This window comes from Photobacterium sp. WH24 (assembly GCF_019204055.1).
Classification (GTDB): Bacteria; Pseudomonadota; Gammaproteobacteria; order Enterobacterales; family Vibrionaceae; genus Photobacterium; species Photobacterium arenosum.
On record NZ_JAGSOZ010000009.1, the window covers coordinates 19,932 to 42,823 of the forward strand.

A 22,892-nucleotide genomic window follows, 5' to 3' on the forward strand; every position below is an offset into this window, starting at 1 on the left:
AAGCAGAGCTTGCACTGCACACGAAAGATTCCCTCCCCTTGGCAAGGGGGAGGAACTGATTGAGCATTTTATGTCACTCCGATCTCACCCAGTTCTCATTTTTCCGCCATTTAATTTTCCGTCCCTAAGTTGCTGCAGTACCTGCTCTTTGGGACCGTCGGCGACGAGCTGGCCTTGCTCCAGAACCACGATGCGATCGACGACATCCAGCATGCTGGTTTTATGGGTGAACAGGATCAGGGTTTCGTCATTGTCGAGCCTGTTTAATACCTGTTTGAGTGCCTGTTCGGCTTTGTTGTCCATGCTGCTGCTGGGTTCGTCCATAACTAGGACTTTGGGCTCGGTGAGCAGGGCGCGGGCGATGGCGATGGCTTGTTTCTGGCCGCCGGAGAGTGCTTGCCCGCCTTCGCCGACCTGACGATCCAGTCCGGCTTCATCCTGTCGGGTAAAGGCGGTGACGCCGGCCCGCTCAGCAGCTCGGAGAATGGCGTCGTCACTGACTTGTGAGCGGCCTAACGCAATGTTATCGCGGACAGAGCCGTAGAAGAGCATCAGATCCTGCGGCACGCTGCCGATATTGTGCCGGATGTCCGTGGGGTGCAGCTGGCCGATGTCAGTGTTGTCAAGGCTGATCGAACCTGCCGAGGGTTTGTATAGCCCCATGATCAAACGCTCTATGGTGGTTTTTCCGGCACCGACCCGGCCAATAACGGCGACTTTTTCCCCCGGTTCTATGGTCAGATCCAAGTCTTTGATTGCCATACGCTGCTGGCCGGGATACTGAAAACTGACCTGACTGAACTGAATCCGGCCCTGTAAGGAGGCACGATGCAGAAATCGCTTATCAGCTTCTTGCTCGACAGGTAAAGCCATGAGTTGTTCGATAATCGTTTTAGCAGATTTTGCCTGATGGTAGCGGGTAGACAGCAAAGCCAGTTGCACCAATGGTCCAACCGCGCGGCTGCTGAGCATGGATACGGCAATCAGACCGCCCATGGTTAATTCACCGGCGGCAATCTGATACACGCCAAACACTATCATGCCGACTGTGACAAATTGCTGGCAGAATCCGGCGGTGTTCTGTACCGAATCGGTCAGGCGTCGCGATGTGATACTCCAGTTGGCCATGTGGGCAACCGCTTCTTCCCATTTGTACTGAAACTGGCTTTGCGCTTCGAAGCGTTTGATGGTGTCCAGTCCGGACAGGCTTTCAATCAGGTTAGCGTGTTTCTGCGACGACAGGCGCGAGCCTTCTTCTATGCTTCTTCGCAAAGGCCGCTGTACCAGCAGGCTGTAAAGGATCAGCAAGGCCAGTGCAATAATGGGAATAATGACCAGAGGACCGGCAATCAGCCAGATCACGACCAGAAACAATAACGCAAAGGGCAGGTCAATCAGTGAACTGATGGTCGCCGAGGTGAAAAACTCCCGGATCGCTTCAAATTCCTGCAGATGCCGGGCCAGCGCACCGACAGAGGGAGGCCGGGCTTCCATTCGCAGACCCATGACTTTGGCAAAGAGCTTGGCGGATATCAGAATGTCGGATTTTTTCCCTGCCACATCAATGAAATAGCTGCGCATTAGCTTAAGCACAAAGTCGAAGCCAAAGATCAGTGTGATGCCGCTGGCCAGCACCCAAAGTGAATCAAACGCCTGATTGGGCACAATTTTGTCGTAAACCAGCCGGGTAAACAACGGCGTGGCAATGGCAAACAGGTTGATCAGAATCGAGGCGATAAACACATCGCGATAGATATTTCTCGATAACCAGAGGGTGCCCCAGAACCAGTGGCCCTGAGTGGGTTTGAGCAGTTCGGGTGATCGCTCGTCATAGCGAAACCGTTTTTTGAGCAGGAACAGGTGGCCGGTATAGCTGTCATTGAATTCTGAAAAAGAAAGCCAGCGCTCTTCGCTGTCAAACTGCGGCGATAGAATGGCAAGCTGTTGTTTTTCATGGTTAATGCTGACGACGACGCAGGCGCTGTTACCTTTTAGCAGCAGTATGGCCGGTAGCAGCATAGGCGGTAGTTTGTCTACCGCCAGTTTTTCCTCTTTCGCTTCAAGTCCGGCTTTTTCAGCGGCCCGGGGCAGCAGAAAGGGCGTGAGTTGTCCGTCTGGCAGCGGCAGGTCGGCAATTAACGCATCGGGTGTGTTAGCTACTCCATAGTGGCGGCTGACGTAGATCAAAGCGAGCAGCAGAGGATCTGTCATGGTGACACCCTCAGCAGACTGTCGACCACATAGCCCTGGAAGCCTCTGACTGACAGTGCCGCCAGCGTATTCATCTGTGCTTGGGTTTCAACCCGGGTGGCGATGGTCAGTATATTCTGATTATCTGCGGTCCGGGTGACAGCGCGAAGGACATCGGTTTTTATATCCTGATCTAACTGACCGGTATAGGCGTAGTCCAGTTTGACATAGTAAGGCTTAAATCGCTGCAGATAGCCAAGGGTACTGAAATGGTGCCCGTAGTTATCAATACCGAAGCGGAATCCATAATGACGAATGATGTTGCAAAGGAGGCTGGTAAATTCAAAATGCTGAACAAAAGCCGCCTCAGGAATTTCTAACAACAGTTTGCTGCTAAGGTGACGGTGCATGGCCATAAACCCTGCCAGCCAGCGGAGAAAACCCGCAGTGCGAATGCTGCTGAGGCTAAGGTTGACGGTTAAGGGCACCAGAGAAGTATCATCACGATAGCCTAAGTGTTTTGCCATCTTGCTCAGTACATCACGATCAAGGCTGGCGCCATCTTCCAGCGTATCCAGTGCGTGCAGGAAAAATTGCGCCCGGTAAGTCTGGCCCTGGTGTTCAACACTGGTAAACACTTCTCTGAATAAAGGCTGGTGTTTGTGATCTATGGCTGTTTGAAAGCTAAATGTCAGTTGATCTGATTTGATGGCCTGAGCAATTAGGGATTGCCATTGCTGGCGACCAAAAGTGGGTAAACTGATTTCGTCGCCTGTGACACACAGTGGCAGGTCTGCCTGAGTGGACGCCTGATTGACGGCATTGTCTGCCGCTGCCAGCAAATCAGACACAGAATGGATCTTCTCTTTCATCACAACGGCCACGCAGCTGTTATGTTCAGCCACCCCCTCTTGCACCGGATGACATTTATCGGTGATATCGAGCATACGTCTGGCAATCTCTGTCAAGTCCGTTCGCGACTGAGCCGGCCCGATATAGAGAAATTCTGACTGATTGAGCCTGCCCAGAGTGGCCTTCGGGGCAAACAGTGTCGTCAGTTGGCGGGATAGGGCTGACACCAGGCTGTCGCCGGCCCGGAATCCCTGTTGCTGGTATGTGTCTTTAACGATGTCGGCACGTAACAAGACGATACCCCCGTGGCCCTTATCCTGAACAAGTGCAGAGAGCTTTGACATCAGAAAACGGCGGTTTGCCAGCCCGGAGACGGCATCCCGATAAGCCTGAATGCGAAGCCTGTCCGCCTCTTCAGCCTGTTGCCTGAAATGGTGGCGTATCTGCTGGTTCATCTGATTAAAGGCGTCTACCACATCGTGCAGTTCTTTGGTGGCAGGCAGGGGCAGCGGCGCCCCGAAGTCATGACGGGAAATGGCCTGTGCTTTGGTACGAAGCCGGTTAAGCGGTTTGCGGACAATCAGGTTCAGGCCCAGCAGTAAAGCGGCGGCACCCAGACCGAGTATGGCGGACAAGGCCAGAAATAACTGAATGGCGCTTTGCCAGAGCTGCTGGTAAGCAACCGCAGGATTGCTGGTCACCGACAGCTCGGCGGTTTGCATCCAGCCACTGGTGAGTGTCACTGAACGTGTCTGCGGATCTATGGGTAGCCAGCGGCGGAAAAAACCGGGCACCGCAAAAGCCCCCGGCGGGTATTCCCTCAGGATCTGGCTCTGAGGTGTCACAATGTTCAAGGAAACCCGCTGGTAAAAACTGCCGTCAAACATGGCGTTAATCACAGATTCCGCCCCAATCAAATCGTTTTCAGCCAGATAAGGGGTTAATGCCAGACCGGCGGCATTCACGGCATTGTCTGTCTCAATGGTTTGCTGATTGAGCAGGTAGTTACGGGTATTGTGAATCTGAACCGAGAACACGCTCACCAGCAGCAGCACAAAGACCAGTAATAACCAGAGAATGATTTGCCTGTAGAGTGTCATGCGTCCTTTCCTTCTATGGCTGGTCCAGGTTAATGAGCGGGCGTGCCAGTTTCTGCGCGTCGAAGCGCTCTCTCAGGTTGGTCCAGCGTTTCAGGCGAGAAGATTTACCGGCGAGCTGTCCCTGTCCTTGCTGTTTCATCAGCCATAGCTGACTGCCGTTAAAGCTGTAGACGGGCAATAAATCGCGACGCTCGGTAGCGGGCTTGATGTCAGGGTCCAGGTTATCCAGCAGGACAGGCACCTCACTCGGGCTGGCATAGTAGGCCAGTACCATGTGGAACTGATTCAGCTTGAGTGACTTAACATAGACAAGGCGGAGTTTCTGATCATCAACACCCAGTTCACGCAGCGAAAAATATTTGGCGATAGTAAAGTCCTCACAGTCGCCGCCTGCTGCACCGAGAAATTCAAAGGGCGTCGCCCAGTAGTCATTTTCTCCCCAGATTTCAATATCATTCAGAAAAGAGAGTTGGTTAAAGAAGCGGTTGACCTGCTCCAGTTTCTGCCAATCCTGCTGATGGGATACCGAAGTCAGCAGTTGCCGCCAGGCGATCATCCGCTTGCCTGCGCGTTCACCATAAAAAGCCGTGACGCGATCAATTACCGCCTGATCCTGTTCATTTAATGCATTCAGCGGGAGCGCAAGTAATAGCCATGTCATCAACAGCCACCGCGTCACTGGCGTTGCCAGCAGGGGGCCGGAGTAAGCCGTACTGTCATGGTGTTATTGATTCCTTGTGGTGAAGATAGTCCAGCGTTCCAGCACCCCGGCATCGGCCCCCGTCACGGTTGCAGTCACACGCCGGCTGAGGATATTGGTCTGCTCGCGTGTCTGTCCCGGTACCGGTTCATGATCTCCGAAGCCAACAGTTCTGACTCTTTCAGGCGCGATACCCTGGTCAATCAGCAATGTGCGCACATTCGCGGCACGGCGTTTGGATAAATCCAGATTATGCGGCGATGCCCCCACCGGACTGGCATAGCCTTTAAGCTCAATTGCCGTTTCCGGATAGGCTTTCAGAAAGACGGCCATTTTCTGAATCTGGCTGCGAAAACCTGACGGGATGACATCAGAATCGTTCGCAAACAAGATATGCAGCTGATTGGTGCGCTTACTTTCAACTAACTCAGGACAGCCGTCATTGTTCACCACAGCCGGCAGTGGTGTGTCGGCACATCGCTCCCGCGCATTGATCACTCCGTCTGAATCCTGATCCAGCAGATCACGCGACTGTTCGGCGACGGGCGGATCCGATACCGTGGTTGAGCAGCCCGGCAGTACGAGTGTCAGCAAGAAACACATCACTTGTCGTTGCATGTCACCTCCTTACTCGTCAGCGCACTGACTCAGCCCATTTGTCCGGGATATCCACACGCATTTCATCCAGCAATTTACCCGTGGCATTCAGGACTCTGTATCTGGCCAGTATGCCGTCGTAAAAGGCTTGCAAATAGGCTTTGCGCGCATCAAACAGTTCATTTTCTGTGTTCAGTACATCAAGCAAAGTACGTTGCCCAATCTGAAACTGTTTCTCATAGGCGACTACGGTACGGGCCGATGCATCGACGTGCTTTTGTAAATACTGGGTCTGGCGTTCAGAGAGTTCCAGGGCGCTCCATGCCAGCCGGGTGCTTTCATCCAGCAGACGGTGCGCTCTGTCCCGAATATCTTTGGATTTATTGATCTGGTACGCCGCCCGGCGGCTTTCTGCCATATCAGTACCGCCGTTATACAGGTTATAACGCATGCGTAACCCGGCTTTTAATTCGTCGGTATGACCGGGTGTGCCTTCCAGATCTTCGCCCCACTCCTGAGAGGCCTCAATCGAGAAAGTCGGCCAGAAATCCCCGCGTTCCTGCTTGTACTGATAATGGGCCGCATCAATATCATTGCTGGCGGTTTTCAGTGTCGGGTTGTTTTCCCTTGCTATCTCGATGGCCCGATCCAGCGATGGGGGAAGGTAGTTGATATCCACTTCCGGCTGAACCAGATTGACCGGCTGTTCACCGACTTCCCGGTCAAACTCCGTCACTTTGTCCTGCACGTTATTACGTGAAGCGATCAGGTTGGACTCTGCCCGTGCCAGCCGGCCTTCGACCTGTGACAGATCAGCAATCGAGCCAATACCGGCATCGGTGCGTTTTTTGATATCGGTGTAAATTCGCTGGTGGATCTGGTAATTCGATTCCGAGAGAGACTGCACTTCCTGCGCCTGCAGAACATTGAGATACACCTCTGCGACCCGCAGCGCTTTGTCCTGCGCATCGGCCAGTAACTGATAGCGTTGTGCCTCGGCTTCGGACTTATTGCGCTGGATATCGTGATAGGTGATGGAACCATCCCAGATTAGCTGGCTGATGCTGATGGTGGCATCCGACGGATTATAATCACCCGTGCTGTTGGTGGTGTCATCGTAGTCTTCGTAGCCAATGCCGGCCTCCAGATCGACAGAAGGCAGATATTGCCCTCTCGATGCCCGGATAGATTCATAGCGACTCATGAAATCGTTATAGGCCCCTTTGATTTCCGGGTTGGAAGACAACGTCTGGGCAACCGCCTGCTCCAGCGATTGTGCCGAGGCCAGCCCGGTGATCAGCGCCAGGGTCAGTGCAGTACATACCTTGGTGTACAGATAGTGCATTGGTCTACTCCCTCAGGGCGGAATTGCGGGCTTTCAGTATCGGGTTCAGTAAATACTGTAACACGGTACGTTTGCCGGTAATGATATCGGCCGACGCTGTCATTCCCGGTATGATGGGCAGCTGCTCACCGCTGTTATCCGCGAGATTGTTTGTTTCTGTTCGAATTTTTACCTGATAAAAACTGTTGCCTTCTTCATCCTGAATCGTATCGGCGCTGATTTGCTCCAGTGTGCCCTCTAAACCACCATAGACAGTGTAATCATAAGCCGAAAATTTAATCATTGCCTTGAGACCTGGACGTAAGAAGCCAATATCCTGTGGCAGCACTTTTGCTTCGATCACCAGGTTATCTTCGGTCGGTACTATGGCGACTATGTCCATGCCGGGCTGAATCACACCGCCTATGGTATTGAAATACAGGGTCTGCACCGTGCCATTGACCGGAGAGCGCACCAGGGTGCGCTGGACTTTATCCTCTAAACCGATACTGGACTGGTTCAGTGCATCGCGTCTGGCCGTGGCCTGATTGAGATCGGCCTGAATGTCTGAGCGGAATTTGAGGGCGACATCCAGACGCTTGAATTCAGCCTCCCGGATAGCCGCTTCAATGACGGGGATTTGCAGCTCAGTAGAGCGCATCTCTTTGCGGGTATCGTTGAGCTGGCGTTGCAGTTTCAGCAGCTCTATTTCAGGCACCACACCTTCATCTGCCAGCGGCTTGGTGATGTTGTATTCCCGGCTGGCCAGATTGTAGCCTTGTCGTTGCCCGCTTAGCCTGGAGCGGGCTTCAATCAGTTCCTGCTGCTTTTGCTGTAGTTGTTGGGTGGCAACGGCGAGCTGGCTTTCAATATTTGACAGATTATCGCTGTACTCAGCCTGCTGACGATTAACCAGATCCGGATATGTGCTGAGGAAGGTGTCAGGAAAAACCAGCGGCGGGCGGGATACTGACACCATTTTTTTTGTCTGATTAACCGTGACATTATCGAGCAAGGCATCAAGCCGGATGGCATCGGCCTGGGCGCTGGCCAGCTCCTGTGCCCTTTCATTGAAGTCGGACTGGAAACGGGTGTCGTCAATCATTAGCAGGGGCTGATCTTTTTGTACCTGTTCGCCTTCTTTTACCATCAGTGCTTTGACAATACCGCCTTCGAGGTTCTGCACCACCTGAAGCTGGGAGGAGGGGATAACTTTCCCGCTTCCTGTCGTTACCTGTTCCAGCTGCGCGCGGGATGCCCAGACACCTGCCACGATAAAGAAAATGACAATAACCCAGAGTATTAGCCTGGCACTGCTCGGTGTGTTGAGCAGCAGAGCGGCGGTTTTATCATCCACAAAATCAAGATGCTTGCGGTTCACTGACGGCGTCTTCATATCTGTCGGCGCTCTTGCTGAAGCTGCGAAATTGTCTCAATAGCAAGACTGAGAGCAAATAACCCGGTTAAACACTCAACTTCCCGCACCGACTTCAGTAGTTTGGCTAACAGTCCGAATGCGAAATCGATAACAGTGTGATGCTAACCCACTGAATAACTCCGTATTGACAAGGATAGAACAAGAAAAGGTGATGTGTATCACTTCTATTCTACAATTCTTAATTATCAGATGAGGAACACTGACCCGACAGTGAGTCAGCGAATGGCAAGACATCGTTGCTCACGACAAGGTTATTGCTTCCCTGTGTCAGCGAGGTGTTATGGCAGAGTCTGTCTCAAATGGTCTGGCAACCCTGACCGTTGAAAACGGGGTGGTGTTTGTTATCAAGCCCGATGGCTCGGTGAAACCGGTCGACTTCGCCTACCAGGTTCAGCCCGATGAGCTGGTGGTCGCGAACGGCTATACCCGTTATGTCATGATGCAAAACGGTGAGCCTGTGTTGGTCGATCGTCCCTGTCCGACCTGTGTTTTGCTGGATGGCGCCGGAGTCTGGGTGTCGGATCTTGCCGATAATGTTCAGTTTGAACAGCCTGACAGCGATCAAGCACCGCCGGTTGGGCTGGATATCGAACAGCTCCAGGCATTGATCCTGGCCGGGGAAGATCCAACGGAAGTGTTTGAAGCTGCTGCTGCAGGTTCCAGTGGTGAGGCCGCCAACAGTGGTTTCGTGGTTGTTGATTATGATGGCGACAGCATACTTACCGAAGCGGGCTTTGATACAGATTATGAATTTGTGTTTCCTGAGTCAGACGAAGATACGGATGTCATCTACGCCGCAGGTGGCGGGGAATCCGTTTCACTGTCTGTGACGGAAGGCGATTTAGCGCCGGACACCTATCCTAGCCAAACAACGTCAGTTGTGCTGATAGAAGCCGGTACACTACCGCTCGATCCCACCAGTTTTACTTTTGACGCTAGCACTCTGAATGCTTTACTGAATGAACTCAACAGCGAAGTGACATCTGGCGGTCAGCCCGTCATTTTCCGTTTTGACGCTGGCCAGAATGCCATTGTCGGGGAAAGTCAGGGACAAACTATTATCACTGTTTCTCTGGTGGCTGAATCGAGTGGCCGGGATGTGGTTGTGACCTTGACGACCGTGTTGAGTGGTCCGGTTGATCACCTCGACAGCGGCGCTGGCGGCAGGGTTGCTATCGCTGATGATGTTTTGACGATTCTGGCAGATATGCAGGGTGCTGATGTCGCCGGTAATGCCTTAGATACTCCTGTCGGCGTGACAGTCACTGTTGTGGACGGTACGGATCCTGCCTTTGGCGCAGACCCAGGTACACGTCTGGATGAATCGGCAGATATGGGCGTGGTGCAGATGGGCAACGTACCACTGGATATCGGCAGTGATGCTATTGAAGCCCTGGTGTTTAATGCGGATCAACCGGCGCTGAACGGGCTGACCAGCAACGGTTTGCCAACGACGCTGAGCGTCGATGGTAACCAGTTAACGTTGGTGGATGCTCAAGGCAATACTGTCCTCGCCGTCAGTATTACACTGGATGGTGCCTATGCTTTCACGCTGTTCCAGCCTATTGATGAGCTGATCTCAGATGAAACCGTCTTTAATCTGGGGGTGACAGCCATCGACTTTGATGGAGACACCACGCCTGGCACAGTGGTGTTGATCATTACTGACGGTAGTAATGCACCGGGCGGAGAAACGATTGATTTAGCTGTCACTGAACCGGATCTGTCGCCAAGCGGCTTTCCGGTAGCAAGCACAAATTCAGTCACTGTGACAGCGGGTGTCGACAGACTCGACCCTGCAACATTGGCCGTTGATACTACGCAGAGCGCTGCATTACTGGCTGAGTTATCCTCAGAAGTACAATCTGGCCATCAACCCCTGACATTCACTTACCTTCCACAGACGAATACAATCGAAGGACGCTTACCGGACGGCACGCTGGCCGTCGATATTGTGCTGACGCCTGCTCAGGCGGCCAATGGCCTGGATATGACAGTGAGTGCCACGCTGACACAACATCTCCCCTTAAATCATAATCAGAGCGGGAACAGCGAAGGGCTGGTTGCAGTATCCGGCGATACTATAGTGATCACTGTTCCGGTGCAGGCGCAGGACACCGACGGTGATTTTCTGGATGATCCTGTGCTGGTCACCAGCACAATGACAGACGGTGTGTTTCCCGCTTTTGGTGATGACAGTGGTGCTATCGTCAATGAAACAACGGATGACGGCATTGCCGTCGCAGGCCAGATCGTATTGGATATCGGCAGCGATGATGTAGCCTCCGTTACTATCATCGATAACCAGGCACTGGCTGATGCGATTGGCGCCCTGTCCAGTAACGGCAATCCGGTTAGCTACAACGTGAGTGACAATCAGTTGCAGATATCCGATGCCTCCGGCAGTGTCATTCTGACCGCGACCATCAGCATTGACGGCAGTTATGAAGTGATCATCACCGATTCGTTCGATGAGCTGAGCGCCGATGACCAGATCATATTGCCTGTGGCGGTACTGGCAACGGACGACGACGGCGATACAGCGCAGGGGCAGATCACCCTGACGATTCAGGATGGTGACAACGCGGCAGGCGGAGAAACGGGCAGCATTACCTTCACTGAACCTGATTCTGAGCCGGATAACTATCCGCAGACCGACACCGATGACATTGTGATATTGGCTGGTGCCGACCGCTTAGTGCCCGATTCGCTGGCGCTGGATCCGGCGCAGTTACAAGCCATTCTGGATGACCTGGGCGCGGTACTGACCTCGGATGCGCAGACCATCACTTTCTCGGTCAATCCAACAACAGGTGTGCTGGAAGGCAGGTTGCCAGACAATTCACTGGCGTTAGTAATCAGTTTTACCGTGGCTCAGTCCGGCAGTAAAGATCTGGCGGTCAGCATCACAGTAACCCAGCATGTGCCGTTAGATCATCTCGCCAGCGCAGTGATCTCGCCATATATCACCACTAACGGTGAGACGATTGCATTAACCTTGCCACTGAATGCCGAAGATACCGACGGTGATAGTTTAGCGACACCGGCAGAGATCACTGTAGTGATTAATGACGGTGATTTACCTGAATTTCTGGTGGATACCGGGGTAACTGCCAATGAAACGGCTGATAACGGCCAGACATTGACAGGATCCATTGGCCTGGATATCGGCAGCGACGGTATTGCATCACTGGTGTTTGACGATACCCAGCCGGATCTGACGCTCACCAGTAACGGCAATCCGCTGACTCTGGTCCCGAATGGCGATCAGATCACGCTGGAAGATGATAATGGCACAGTGATCATGACGGTCACGATCACACCTGATGGTCAGTACAGTGTGATACTGACTGGCACGTTAGATCATCTGACCGGCGATTCGCTGGACATACCGATGAACCTCGTCATCACAGATAATGACGGTGATCAGGATACGGGGCTGATCACTGTGACTGTCACTGATGGCGAAGATCCTCCGGGCGGTGAAGTGATTGCGGTGACAGTGAATGAACCGGAGCTGGATCCCAGTAATTATCCCGCTGAAAGCACTGCAACCGTGATCGTCTCAGCAGGAGAAGACAGGTTAGTACCGGAAACTGTCGAGATCGATCCAGCTCAGCTTGCGGCGCTGGTCACAGAGCTGAATGCAGAGCTGACCTCAGGCGGACAAGCTTTGACTTTTGCCGTCAATGTGACGACAGGGGTGCTGGAAGGCACACTCGCAGATGGAACTGTCGTTCTCAGTATTCTGCCATCCGCCGTACAGGCGGCGGGCAGCAATGATATCAGCCTGACACTGAATGTGATTCAGAATGCGCCGCTTGATCATAACCTGAACGGTAATAGCAACGGTTTTGTCACTGTCAATGGCGGGACGATTCTGATTAATTTGCCTGTTCAGGCCAGCGACGTGGATGGAGACCCACTGGCGCAACCGGTTGCTGCTACCGTGACTATTATTGACGGTAAGCTGCCGGCCTTTCTCGATGATACTCAAGTCACAGTGAACGAATCTGATGATCAGGGTGCCACTTTTCCCGGCAGCATAGGCATTGATATCGGCAGCGATGCGGTTGCCAGCCTGACGTTTTCACCGACTCAGCCGGGCCTGGTGGGGATACAGAGTAATGGCGAAGCGGTTACGGTTAACCGGGTAGATGATGAAACGCTGCAGGTGCTCGACGCTGGCGGTAATGTGATCCTGACGGTCAGTATTGACGAGAGCGGTGCGTACGATGTCACCCTGACAGGCACTTTTGATCAGACAGATTCTGATCCTCTGGTGATACCGCTGAACGTGCTGCTGGCCGATGATGACGGAGACACCACGCCGGGCACTATCACTGTCAATATTACCGACGGCGGCGATGCCGCTGGCGGAGAGAGTGTCGCTGTTGCTATCACCGAGCCGGATTCTGATCCCACCCAGTATCCGGAAAGTCACAGTGAAGATATCGTCATTACCGCAGGCGCTGACAGATTAGTGCCGGAGTCGGTACAAATCGATCCGGCCGACGTGCAGGCATTGCTGGATGAACTCAATACCGAAGTGGCATCGGGTACATCGCCGCTGACGTTTAGCTATGATCCGGCCACCGGGGTGCTGCAGGGCGCACTGGCTGACGGCACAGTCGCTGTCAGTATTGTGCTGACAGCCACTCAGGTCACAGGCAGCAATGATGTGTCGCTCAATCTGGCAGTCACTCAGAACCTGCCGCTCAACCATAATCTGGCAGGCAACAGCGATGGTTTCGTGTCTGTCAGCGGCGACAGTATTGCCATAAATTTCAATGTCCAGGCCGATGATGTCGATGGCGACAGCCTGATTACACCGGTTAACGCGACGGTGACGATTAGCGATGGCGATATTCCCGCGCTGCTGGAAGATACAGGCGTCACCGTAAATGAAACCATGGATAACGGCGTGCTGAACAGCGGTGGCAACATTGGTGTGGATATCGGCTCAGATGCCATAGCGACTCTGAATTTTGCGCCCGATCAGCCCGGATTATCCGGTATCAGCAGCAATGGCCAGTCAGTCAGCTTTGCGGTCAGTGACAATCAAATCACAGTGAGTGATGCCGATGGTAATCTCATACTGACAGTCACTGTTGCAGAAGATGGCAGCTACGATACGCTGCTGATCGGCACTCTGGATCAGGATACTGGCAACAGCCTGGATCTGCCGCTGAGTCTCATCATCATAGATGAGGATGGCGATACCAATACCGGCATTATCACTGTCACTGTAACCGACGGCGATGATCCTGCCGGTGGCGGAACGATTACCCTTGCGCTGACCGAGCCCGACCTGTCACCGAGCGGCTACCCGGCCACCAATTCAACCACGGCGGATGTTATCGCAGGGGAGGACAGGCTTGACCCGTCTACGATTGAAATCGACCCTGCTCAGTTGCAGGGGTTGATTGATGAACTGGAAGCAGAGCTGACATCAGGCGGACAGGCGCTGACGTTCAGCTATGACTCCGCAACGGGTGAGCTGACCGGCGCGTTGTCTGACGGTACGCCTGCCCTGACGATAACCCTGACCGCCGCACAGGCCGCGAACGGCCAGGATGTGACGCTCAGCTTTGCGACCACCCAGCATTTACCGCTTGATCATCATCAAGCCGGTAATAATACCGGGCTGGTATCGGTCAATGGCACGGATTTGGTGGTCAGTATTCCGGTACAGCTTGCGGATGTGGATGGTGATTCACTGCAGCAGCCTGTCAATGCCCAGGTCACCATTACCGATGGCGTTCTGCCTTCACTCGGGACCGACAGCGGCACCAACTTCACTGAAACCCTGGATGAACAGACGGTCAACGGCAGCATACCGCTGGACATTGGCAGCGATGCGATCGCCACACTTGAATTTGCACAGAATCAGCCATCGCTGGAGGATCTGGTCTCAAACGGTGTGAACACCAGTTATACGGTGACAGGCAATGTCATCGAATTGGTGACAGACACAGACGGCACTCCCGTACTGACGGTCACTGTGAATACCGATGGTACATACACGGTTGTGCAGCATCTGCCGCTGGAGCAACTGGAGGAGGGGGATGTCACCGAGCTGGTGCTGCCGCTTATCGCTGTTGATCAGGACGGTGACAGCAGTAATCAGGGCAATCTGATCATTAATATTACCGACGGCCCGGATGCGGAAGGCGGCAACCGTACCCTCAGTATCACCGAAGGCGATTTGGACACCACGGTTCCGGCAGACGCCTACCCGGTTGATAACGCCACCACCTTTGCAATTGCTGCCGTGACGGATGATCTGGTCGCCAGCACCCTGATGCTGGAAGCCGGTGCGGCAGACACGCTGCAAAATGAGCTGTCCGCTCTGACCTCAAACGGTGAAGCGTTAACCGCTGTTGTCGATGAATCCGTCGATGGCGTTGTCACTATTACCCTGGTGACAACGGGCGGCAATGATCCTGTATTAACCGTGACATTCACGGCCACCCAGAATGGCAGCGACGTGGATGTGGCCGCCAGTGTGGAGCAGTTCCGCCCGTTAGAGCATGTCGATTTCAACGGCGACATCGTACTGGCCAATGGCAGCGACATTCGCATTGATGTGCCCTTGCAGATCGCCGACAGTGACGGTGATTTACTGATAACCCCGGATGTGACCCGGATTGCGATCATCGACGGTGATCTGCCGGCATTTGGCAGCGATTCCGGTGCCAGCCTCAATGAAGGCGATGACGGAGTGGCAACCGGTAACGGCAGCATAGCGGTGGATACCGGCAGTGACGATATTGTTGCTGTGTTCTTTGATGCGACGCAGGCCGCGCTGGACAACCTGACCAGCAATGGCTTCGACACTGATTATCTGGTCAGCGGCGATACGATCACAGTGACCCGCACCGATGATCCCTCAGTCACTGTGCTGACAATCACCCTAGACACAGACGGCAATTATGTGGTGAACCAGACCCAGCCGCTCGATCAGTTTGATGCGCCGGATAACAATAATCTGTCCCTGACGGTACTGGCACAGGACAGAGATGGTGATGTCAGTGCACCGGGCACGATAACAATCACCATTGCCGATGGCACCAACGCCGACGGCAGCTTTACCGGTGTGAATACCATTGTCTTTACTGAAGGCGATCTCACCCCGGCCGATCCGGCCGACGGTTATCCGGTATCGGGACAGACAGAAATAACGATCAATCCGGGTGTCGACAGGCTCGACCCGGCCACCACAACACTTGATGCTGCCACGCTGGCTCAGCTGATTGCCGAACTGGAGGCTGAAATCACCGCAGGCGGCCAGCCAGTGACAGCAAACTGGGATAATGCGACCAAGGTACTGACCCTGACCGCCGGTGGTACAACCGTGCTGACCGCGACGCTGGCCGCCACCCAGAACGCCGATGGTGCAGGGCTTGATATCACACTGGTGGTTGAGCAGCTTGCCCCCTTGGATCATAACGGGACAGACACCTCAGGCCTGGTGGTGTCGCAAAATGATCAGATTCAATTCCAATTGCCGGTTCAGGTGCAGGATAGCGATGGTGATTTTCTCGATAATCTGGTGCCGGTCAATGTGACGATTCAAGACGGTGATGATCCTGTACTCACTGCCATTGAAGCGGTGAGCGTGACAGAAGCCGATCTGGATGGCGGCAGCGGCGTCCATCCGGGCACCAATCCTGGCGGTGACGGCGAGTCTGCTACCGGCCAGATCACGCTGGATTCCGGCTCTGATCAAGTGGCGGAGTTTATCGTGGATGTCGATGCCTTTAACGCCGCCAATACTGGACTGACCTCAGGCGGCAATCCTGTGACTCTGGTGTATGACGCCGGGACAGACACTTATCTGGGGCAGGCCAATGGCGTCACAGTGTTCATTCTGGATTTTGATGTGGCGACAGCCAGCTACAGCTTTACGCTGACCGGGGCGCTTGATCACCAGCAACCGGATGACGATACCAGCCTGCAGCTGGATTTCACCGTCACAGCTGTTGATCAGGATGATGATCCCAGCGGTGCGATCACCCTGTCGGTCACCGTGAATGATGACCTGCCGGTAACGACTGATGTGACTTTCGATACCTTAGTGGAAGGCCAGACAAGCAGCACGCTGGATCTGCTGGCGGTCAGCCAGGAAGGGGCCGATGATGCCCAAGTGACGGCCATTATTGACGCAGACGGTAACCGGACCGATTTAGCGAGCGGGGCGCCGGATGCCAGCGGGTTTGTCGCGGTAGATATATTTGAAAGCGGCCAGTTGATTGGTCAGTTATTCGTCCACCCGGAAGGTGACGCGTTTTTCGTGTCAGAGCCTGACATTGATCATGCCGATGCGGCCCTGACCAGCACGCTGACGTTCGAAGTGCTCGATGGCGATAACGATCTGGACACCAGCCTGATCAATTTGACTATCACTGATGACAATCCGGTGCTCATTGTGGGTCCTGCGCAGGGCGTGGAAGAGCAGGGACGCAATCCGGACCCGGACGAGAGTCTGGCCGATCCTGCGCTGGGGATTCCTGTCACCATGTCGATCGATCTGGGCGATCAGGACAGAGGCGAAACCATAGGTGATGTTTTTATTGTTCTGCCGGCTGACCCGCACGGGGATTTTTATTTTAACGGTGTGCTGATCACCCCGAGCGGCGGCCAGGTCCAAATTCCTGCCAGCGCGTTTACTGATCCCGACGGCGACGGTGTGTTTGAACTGCAAGGGGTGACCTTTGTACCAGAGCCCGATTATTCGACGGCCGCCGAGCCGGGCTTCTTGCTGGATTTCACCGTGACCGCTCAGATTGACGTCACACAAGGTACGCCGCCTGCTCAACTGACCGGCACCTTGTCCGTCGATGTGCAGGGCATTGGCGATGTGCCTGTCTGGGACGGCGCGGCACAGGTTCACTACGGCAACGGGCAGGAAGATGGCGATAACATCAATATCGGCCCGTCATTCAACGCCTTGCTGCAAGATACCGACGGCTCAGAAGAGCTGGTATACATTGTGCGCATTGTCGAAGGTGAGGGACAGATAGTCGGTGAAGGGCTGATTGATCAGGGCGACGGCTCGTTTCTGGTGCCTGTCAGTCAGATCAATACCGTGGCTGTCGACCCTGCTGATAACTTCAGTGGTGATATTCGCCTTGAACTGATCGCGCAGAGTACAGAAACACTGAACCCTCTGGCTGGTTCGGAAACTGCCCAGTCTGTGGTGCAGGAAGTCGTCATCAACGTTCTGCCGGTGGCGGACGATGCACAGCTCAAAGTCACACGCGTTGAAGGGTTGGAAGATGAACCGATCCCGCTCAGCGATCATATTACGCTGACCGAGCTGGATGACACCGCCGATGATTTTGGTGTCGAAACCCTCTTCGTCCGGATTTCCGACCTGCCCGATGGCGCCGTACTGCTGCAAAACGGCACGCCCTTCAGCCCGGATGCCAATGGCGTCTATGAATTTGCCTATACCGACATCGGCGAGATTGAGTTGCAACCGGTGCCTGAAAGCAATGTCGATTTTTCGTTCACCGTGGAAGGCGTTGTCCGTGATCAGGTTGAGATCACGCTGGCAGACGGCACCACAACCACAGTGACTGATGAGCGGGTGATTCCGGCGAAAACCATCGAGGTGGATCTGACGGGTGTCGCTGATGCGCCGGACTTTGACATTGGCGGGACCAGTTGGACCGAGCTGCCGGACGGTGGATTGCCGGGTGTGGAAACCACGATCAATGAAGACGAAGAAGCGGTGCTTGATTTTCGTGTGATTTCCGGAGAGCTGGTATTAGCGCCAACGGATACGTCGGAAACCCTCTCGCTGGTGATCAGCAATATCCCGGAAGGCACACAGTTCTTTGATGCCGATGGGAATCCTCAGTCGATTGTTTATGCCGGGATTGACCCGGCCACAGGCACCCCGAAATATGAAGTGAAGCTGGATGCCGGAACGATTACGGTCAGGCCGCCTCTGCACAGCACCGAAGATATTGTGCTGAACGCCAAAGTGGTGGTGACAGAAAACGATGGGGATCAACTGGAACAGGAAAGCCAGATTGTGATTCACATCGAGCCGGTCATTGATGCCGGGGATTACACCCAGACCAGTCAGGGACTGGAAGATCAACCGGTGACCATCAACTGGCAGCCACCGTTCAGCGACAGTAAAGAGTTTGCCACAGGGCTGACGCTTCAGAATATACCGACCGATCCGGGCTACAGCCTGCAAATTAACAATGGCGGAACTATCACTGCCCTGACGGTGGATGCTTCCGGCTCTGTCACCCTGACTGCGGCGGAATTTGCGTTACTGGAGGGTGGGGCACAGCTTCAGCTGATTGCGCCGGAAGATTCGGATCTGGATGTCACAATCAATACCCTGGTGATGGTGCAAGAGAACGATGTGGATTCACCGGCTGTGGCAACCAAAGAAGTGGCTGGCACGGTCACGCTGAATATCACGGCTGTGGTCGAGCCGGATGGCGTCATTGGCATTCAAACCGGGACAGACACCAATGGCGATCCCATTTTTACCGATACGCTGGTGGTGGGCGACCGTCTGGATCTGACTGGGGGCGGCGGCTCGGAGGGTTCGATTCACTTCCTGGATCTGGATCCGAGCAGTGATGAAGTCGTGACCGATGTGGTTCTGACCTTCCGCGATGCGGGCGGTAATCTGCTGACAGGTTTTGTGGTCGAAGGCGCGATTAACAACGGAGATGGCAGCTGGTATGTGCCGGATGGCAATCTGGATCAGATTGTCGTGATCCCGCCACCGGGATTTAACGGCACAGCCACGGTAGAAGTGGCAGGCCGGGTGCAGGATCTCAGTGATGATGGCGACGTCAGCGCGCTGGTGGAATTTACCGATACGGTGCAGGTGACTTTCACCCGTGGCGCGGAGGATCAGGTCGCTGCTGAGATTCAGATTGACGAGACGATTGAAGTCACAGGGACGGAAGACACGCAGGTCGATCTGGGCAGCTTTCTGAATCAGATCGTCAGCCTGAACAGCACTGCAGGTGATCAGGGTGATGATGAATTATCGCTGGTGATTGATGCAGGCAGCTTGCCACCGGGCGTGACGATTTCCGGCACTGATTTTAACTTTGTGACCAATCAGTATGTGATTAAAACGACGGTGAATCCGGACGGCACCATTGATTTAAGCGGCGTGAGCCTGAATCTGCCGCAGGATTTTGCCGGGGACTTTACGATCAGTGTCCAGTATGTGAATACAGACACGGTCAGCGGCGATACCGATCAGCAGCTTGATGAGATTCCCATCCGTATTTCACCTGTGGTGGATCAGCCGGACTTCACATTAAGCGTGGTGGAAACGCAGGGGCTGGATGCGGATCTGCAACCTGTGTCGGACAGCGGCGAAGCCGAAGTCATCCAGACTGGCACGGCCTATGAAGACGGGCAAATCATTCTGGATGTGTCGGGCTCTGTCGGCGATATCAGTACCACACAGGCGGAAGGGCTGGAAACCATCACTCAGGTTGTGGTGACTGTCACCGATCCGGCAACCGGGACATTGCTCGACAGCAATGGGAATCCGGTCAGCTCACTGACGATTACGGATCTGAGCCAGCTGGACAGCATTGTCTTCCAGCCCGCGCAGGATTTCAGCGGCACTGTGTCGTTGTCGCTGTCGGTTGAAGTGACAGATACCGCGAGTTATGACATGACCACCGGACCGGCGACAGAAAGTGATACTGCAACCTTCAGTAATACGGTGACCTTTGAGGTGGTCGCTGTGAATGATTCGGTCGATTTTGTCGGCACCGATGTGCCGCTGGTCGGCGATGAAGACACGGCCATCAGTCTGTCGGGCTTGGGGGGCTCAGTCGTCGACATTGATGGTTCCGAGCAAATTCTCTCTGTCAAACTGACCAACGTGCCGGAAGGGTTTGTGGTCAGCGGTGCGGCCAACAACGGCGGCGGTGAATGGACCATTGCTGTGCCACCGGGCAGTACGAGCTTTGATCTGAGCAGTGTCACAATCACACCGCCGATGGATTTCAGCGGAACCGCAGAAATTGGGGTGACGGTCTTCACTCAGGAGGAAAGTTTGTCGACGCCGTCTGAACAGACTGCGACCTTCACACTGCAGGTCGATCCGGTGGCAGATCGGGTCGATACCGATGTCACGCCGACGGCCAGCGGCATGGAAGATCAGAACATCGATCTGATCCTGAATATTGAAGCGTTCGATGACGCGCCCAGTATGACGAACGGGGCGGCAAATGTGACCGAAAATCCGCCGGAAACGCTGCAGGTTCTGGTGTCGAATGTACCGGAATCCAGCAGTATTGCGCTGCCAGACGGTGTCAGCGGAACGGTGACTGACAATGGCGACGGCACCTGGCTGGTCACGGTCGATAGTGCTGATCTGGACCGTTTGGTCTTTGTGCCGGGCGATGCCAACCGAGAGAACTGGAATGGCGAACTGAACCTTGAAATCCGCGCCGTGGATCAAACCGATGTGGCCACCGACGACAAGGCCGTGTTCACCACAATCACGGTGGATATCGATCCGGTGAATGATGCCCCGGTGAATGAAGTACCGTCGGATCCGCTGGTGGTGGATGAAGATAACACACTGCTGATCACGGCACTGCAGGTCACGGATGTGGACGTGGATGAAACGTCCGAGGGTACCATGACGGTGACACTGAGCGTCAGCGACGGCGTGCTTGCTGTGCCGGGCGGCAGTAATACGGGCGCGCTGACGATCACCGGTGACGGGACGGACACCTTAGTGCTGGAAGGCTCTGTCACAGACATCAACACACTGCTTGGCAGTGGTTTGAATTTTACGCCGGATCTGAACGTCAATGGCGAAGTCACACTGACGATGACGACCAATGATCAGGGCAACACGGGCGCTGGCGGCCCGCTGGAAGACAGTGACACGGTGACCATTCAAGTGCAGGCCATCAATGATGCACCTGAATTGCCAGCATTGCCCGATCAGACCGTGGCGGAAGAGGAGGTACTGACTCTCAGCGGTTTATCCGTCACTGATGCTGATTTCAGCGAAGCCGGATCAACCAGCGTGATGACCGCCACGCTGAGCGCGGATCAGGGCACGCTGACCGTGACTGTCCCCGGTGGCTCTTCGGTCATCGTGACTGATAACGGGACAGGCGCGGTGACGCTGGAAGGCAGCCTTGATGAGATCAATACCATTCTGGCAGCAGGTGTGGATTATCAGGGAAATGCGGATTTCAATGGCGCAGATACGGTCACAGTGACGGTCAATGATCAGGGCAACGTCGGGACTGACGGCCCGAAAACTGCCACAACCACAGTGAATGTCACGGTGACGCCGGTGGCTACACCGCCGACACTGACACTGTCTGTCCCGCAGACCGCAGTGATGCGGGGTGCGCTCGGTGCGGTAATACCATTACTGGGACTTGAAGCCGTGGCGGGCGATCCGAATGAAACCCTGACGGTGCAGATTCGCAATCTCGGCACGGGTCAGTTAGTCGACAGCACCGGGGCTGTGGTCGGGACAGACAATGGCGATGGTAGTTGGACGGTCACTGCGGCACAGCTCAGTGATATCTTGGTCAGTAATTTGCCGGAAGGGACCAGCAATCTGTCCGTGGTTGCGGTTTCTGAAGAGGTAGACGGCAGTCAGGCAGAATCAGCGCCGGTCGCGATTGAAGTCCGCATGGATGACCCGGCCAATACCGGCGGGGAAATCGGGGCCGGTGACAGCGGCGCACCGAATCTGGTTATCAGTGCGGATGGCGGGGACACGCTGCTGGGGGGGGATGGCGATGATATTCTGATTGGCGGTTTAGGTCAGGATATTCTGGTCGGTGGTGCAGGTGATGACCTGCTCTGGGGCGGTGAAGAAGGTGGCACCGGTGACGGGGTTCGTGATCTGTTCAGGTGGATTGCGGCTGATTTAGGCACGGCCGGCAATGAAGCCACGGACACGGTGAAAGATTTTGAAGCCGGCATCGACGGCCTGGATCTGACCGAAGCGGTGGATACTTCCGGCAGCAGTTCCTTTGATGATCTGACTGCTCAAATTCAACTGGCCGACAGTGGCAGTAATACGCTGCTCAATATTCTTGACGGCGGTGTCCTTGTGCAGAGCATAGTGCTGGAAGGTGTCAGTCAGGCCAGCTTGCTTGGCGAAGATCCGGCCGGATTAACCGACGGAGAAAAACTGGAAACTTTATTTAATAATGGCGCTCTGCTGCTTGATATCAGCTTTGCCACCATAGCAGATGATCAGCTGGCAGCGGAAGCTTCGGGCAGCACGCTGAACGGACTGGCCGGTGACGATACCCTGATTGCCGGACCCGGTGATGACATCTTAACCGGCGGGGAAGGTGCCGATAATTTTGTAATCAATACTTCGTCTGTCACCACGCCGGCCAATACCGATGTGTTTACAGATTTGAATCCCGGTGAAGATGTACTGACCTTGTCGGATGTTTTACCGGACGGCGGCGCTGATAACTTAACCCGTCTGCTCGATAACATTGATGCCAATATCGATACCAGCGACAGCATCAATCTGGCAGTAAGTACGGTGAGTGGGGAGCACAATGTGGTGCTGGAAAACCTGGACCTGGGCGGCTTGGATCTGGATATCAGTTCAACCGCCACAGAAATCGTCACTTCGCTGTTTGACAATAATGTATTTAACCTGGATCCCTAGTGGCTGATGTG

General features: G+C 54.4%; 7 protein-coding genes. 1 reads left to right on the forward strand and 6 read right to left on the reverse strand.

Going from position 1 to position 22,892, the window contains the following annotated elements:
• Positions 1-84: 84 nt before the first annotated feature.
• The 6 genes from KCG43_RS12285 to KCG43_RS12310 all read right to left on the reverse strand — a co-directional run bounded on the left by KCG43_RS12285 (position 85) and on the right by KCG43_RS12310 (position 8,159).
• Entirely contained in the window at positions 85-2,211 is a 2,127-nt protein-coding gene (locus KCG43_RS12285) for a type I secretion system permease/ATPase (RefSeq protein ID WP_218385210.1), read from the reverse strand.
• Positions 2,208-4,142, reverse strand: coding sequence for an EAL domain-containing protein (locus KCG43_RS12290; RefSeq protein ID WP_218385214.1), 1,935 nt, complete (start codon positions 4,140-4,142; stop codon positions 2,208-2,210). The genes KCG43_RS12285 and KCG43_RS12290 overlap by 4 nt, the downstream gene beginning before the upstream one ends.
• Before the next feature lie 13 nt (positions 4,143-4,155).
• Positions 4,156-4,803, reverse strand: a complete 648-nt coding sequence (locus KCG43_RS12295; RefSeq protein ID WP_218385217.1) for a transglutaminase-like cysteine peptidase — start codon at positions 4,801-4,803, stop codon at positions 4,156-4,158.
• A gap of 63 nt (positions 4,804-4,866) precedes the next feature.
• On the reverse strand, positions 4,867-5,460 hold the full coding sequence (locus KCG43_RS12300) for an OmpA family protein (RefSeq protein ID WP_218385220.1): 594 nt from the start codon (positions 5,458-5,460) through the stop codon (positions 4,867-4,869).
• A 16-nt stretch (positions 5,461-5,476) separates the two neighbouring features.
• Positions 5,477-6,784, reverse strand: coding sequence for a TolC family outer membrane protein (locus tag KCG43_RS12305; RefSeq protein ID WP_218385223.1), 1,308 nt, complete (start codon positions 6,782-6,784; stop codon positions 5,477-5,479).
• A 4-nt stretch (positions 6,785-6,788) separates the two neighbouring features.
• Positions 6,789-8,159 carry an HlyD family type I secretion periplasmic adaptor subunit gene (locus tag KCG43_RS12310; RefSeq protein WP_218385226.1) on the reverse strand — a complete coding sequence of 457 codons (1,371 nt, stop codon included), beginning with the start codon at positions 8,157-8,159 and terminating at the stop codon, positions 6,789-6,791.
• Positions 8,160-8,481: 322 nt separating this feature from the next.
• Between KCG43_RS12310 and KCG43_RS12315 the strand changes: the two genes are divergently transcribed.
• A complete protein-coding gene (locus KCG43_RS12315; RefSeq protein WP_218385228.1) occupies positions 8,482-22,881 on the forward strand; it encodes a retention module-containing protein in 14,400 nt (4,799 codons plus the stop codon).
• The last annotated feature ends 11 nt before the right edge of the window (positions 22,882-22,892 follow it).

Coding starts and splice junctions, on each gene's coding strand:
- KCG43_RS12285 (WP_218385210.1), bottom strand. CDS start 2,211: ATGACAGATCCTCTGCTGCTCGCTTTGATCTACGTCAGCCGCCACTAT.
- KCG43_RS12290 (WP_218385214.1), bottom strand. CDS start 4,142: ATGACACTCTACAGGCAAATCATTCTCTGGTTATTACTGGTCTTTGTG.
- KCG43_RS12295 (WP_218385217.1), bottom strand. CDS start 4,803: ATGACATGGCTATTACTTGCGCTCCCGCTGAATGCATTAAATGAACAG.
- KCG43_RS12300 (WP_218385220.1), bottom strand. CDS start 5,460: ATGCAACGACAAGTGATGTGTTTCTTGCTGACACTCGTACTGCCGGGC.
- KCG43_RS12305 (WP_218385223.1), bottom strand. CDS start 6,784: ATGCACTATCTGTACACCAAGGTATGTACTGCACTGACCCTGGCGCTG.
- KCG43_RS12310 (WP_218385226.1), bottom strand. CDS start 8,159: ATGAAGACGCCGTCAGTGAACCGCAAGCATCTTGATTTTGTGGATGAT.
- KCG43_RS12315 (WP_218385228.1), top strand. CDS start 8,482: ATGGCAGAGTCTGTCTCAAATGGTCTGGCAACCCTGACCGTTGAAAAC.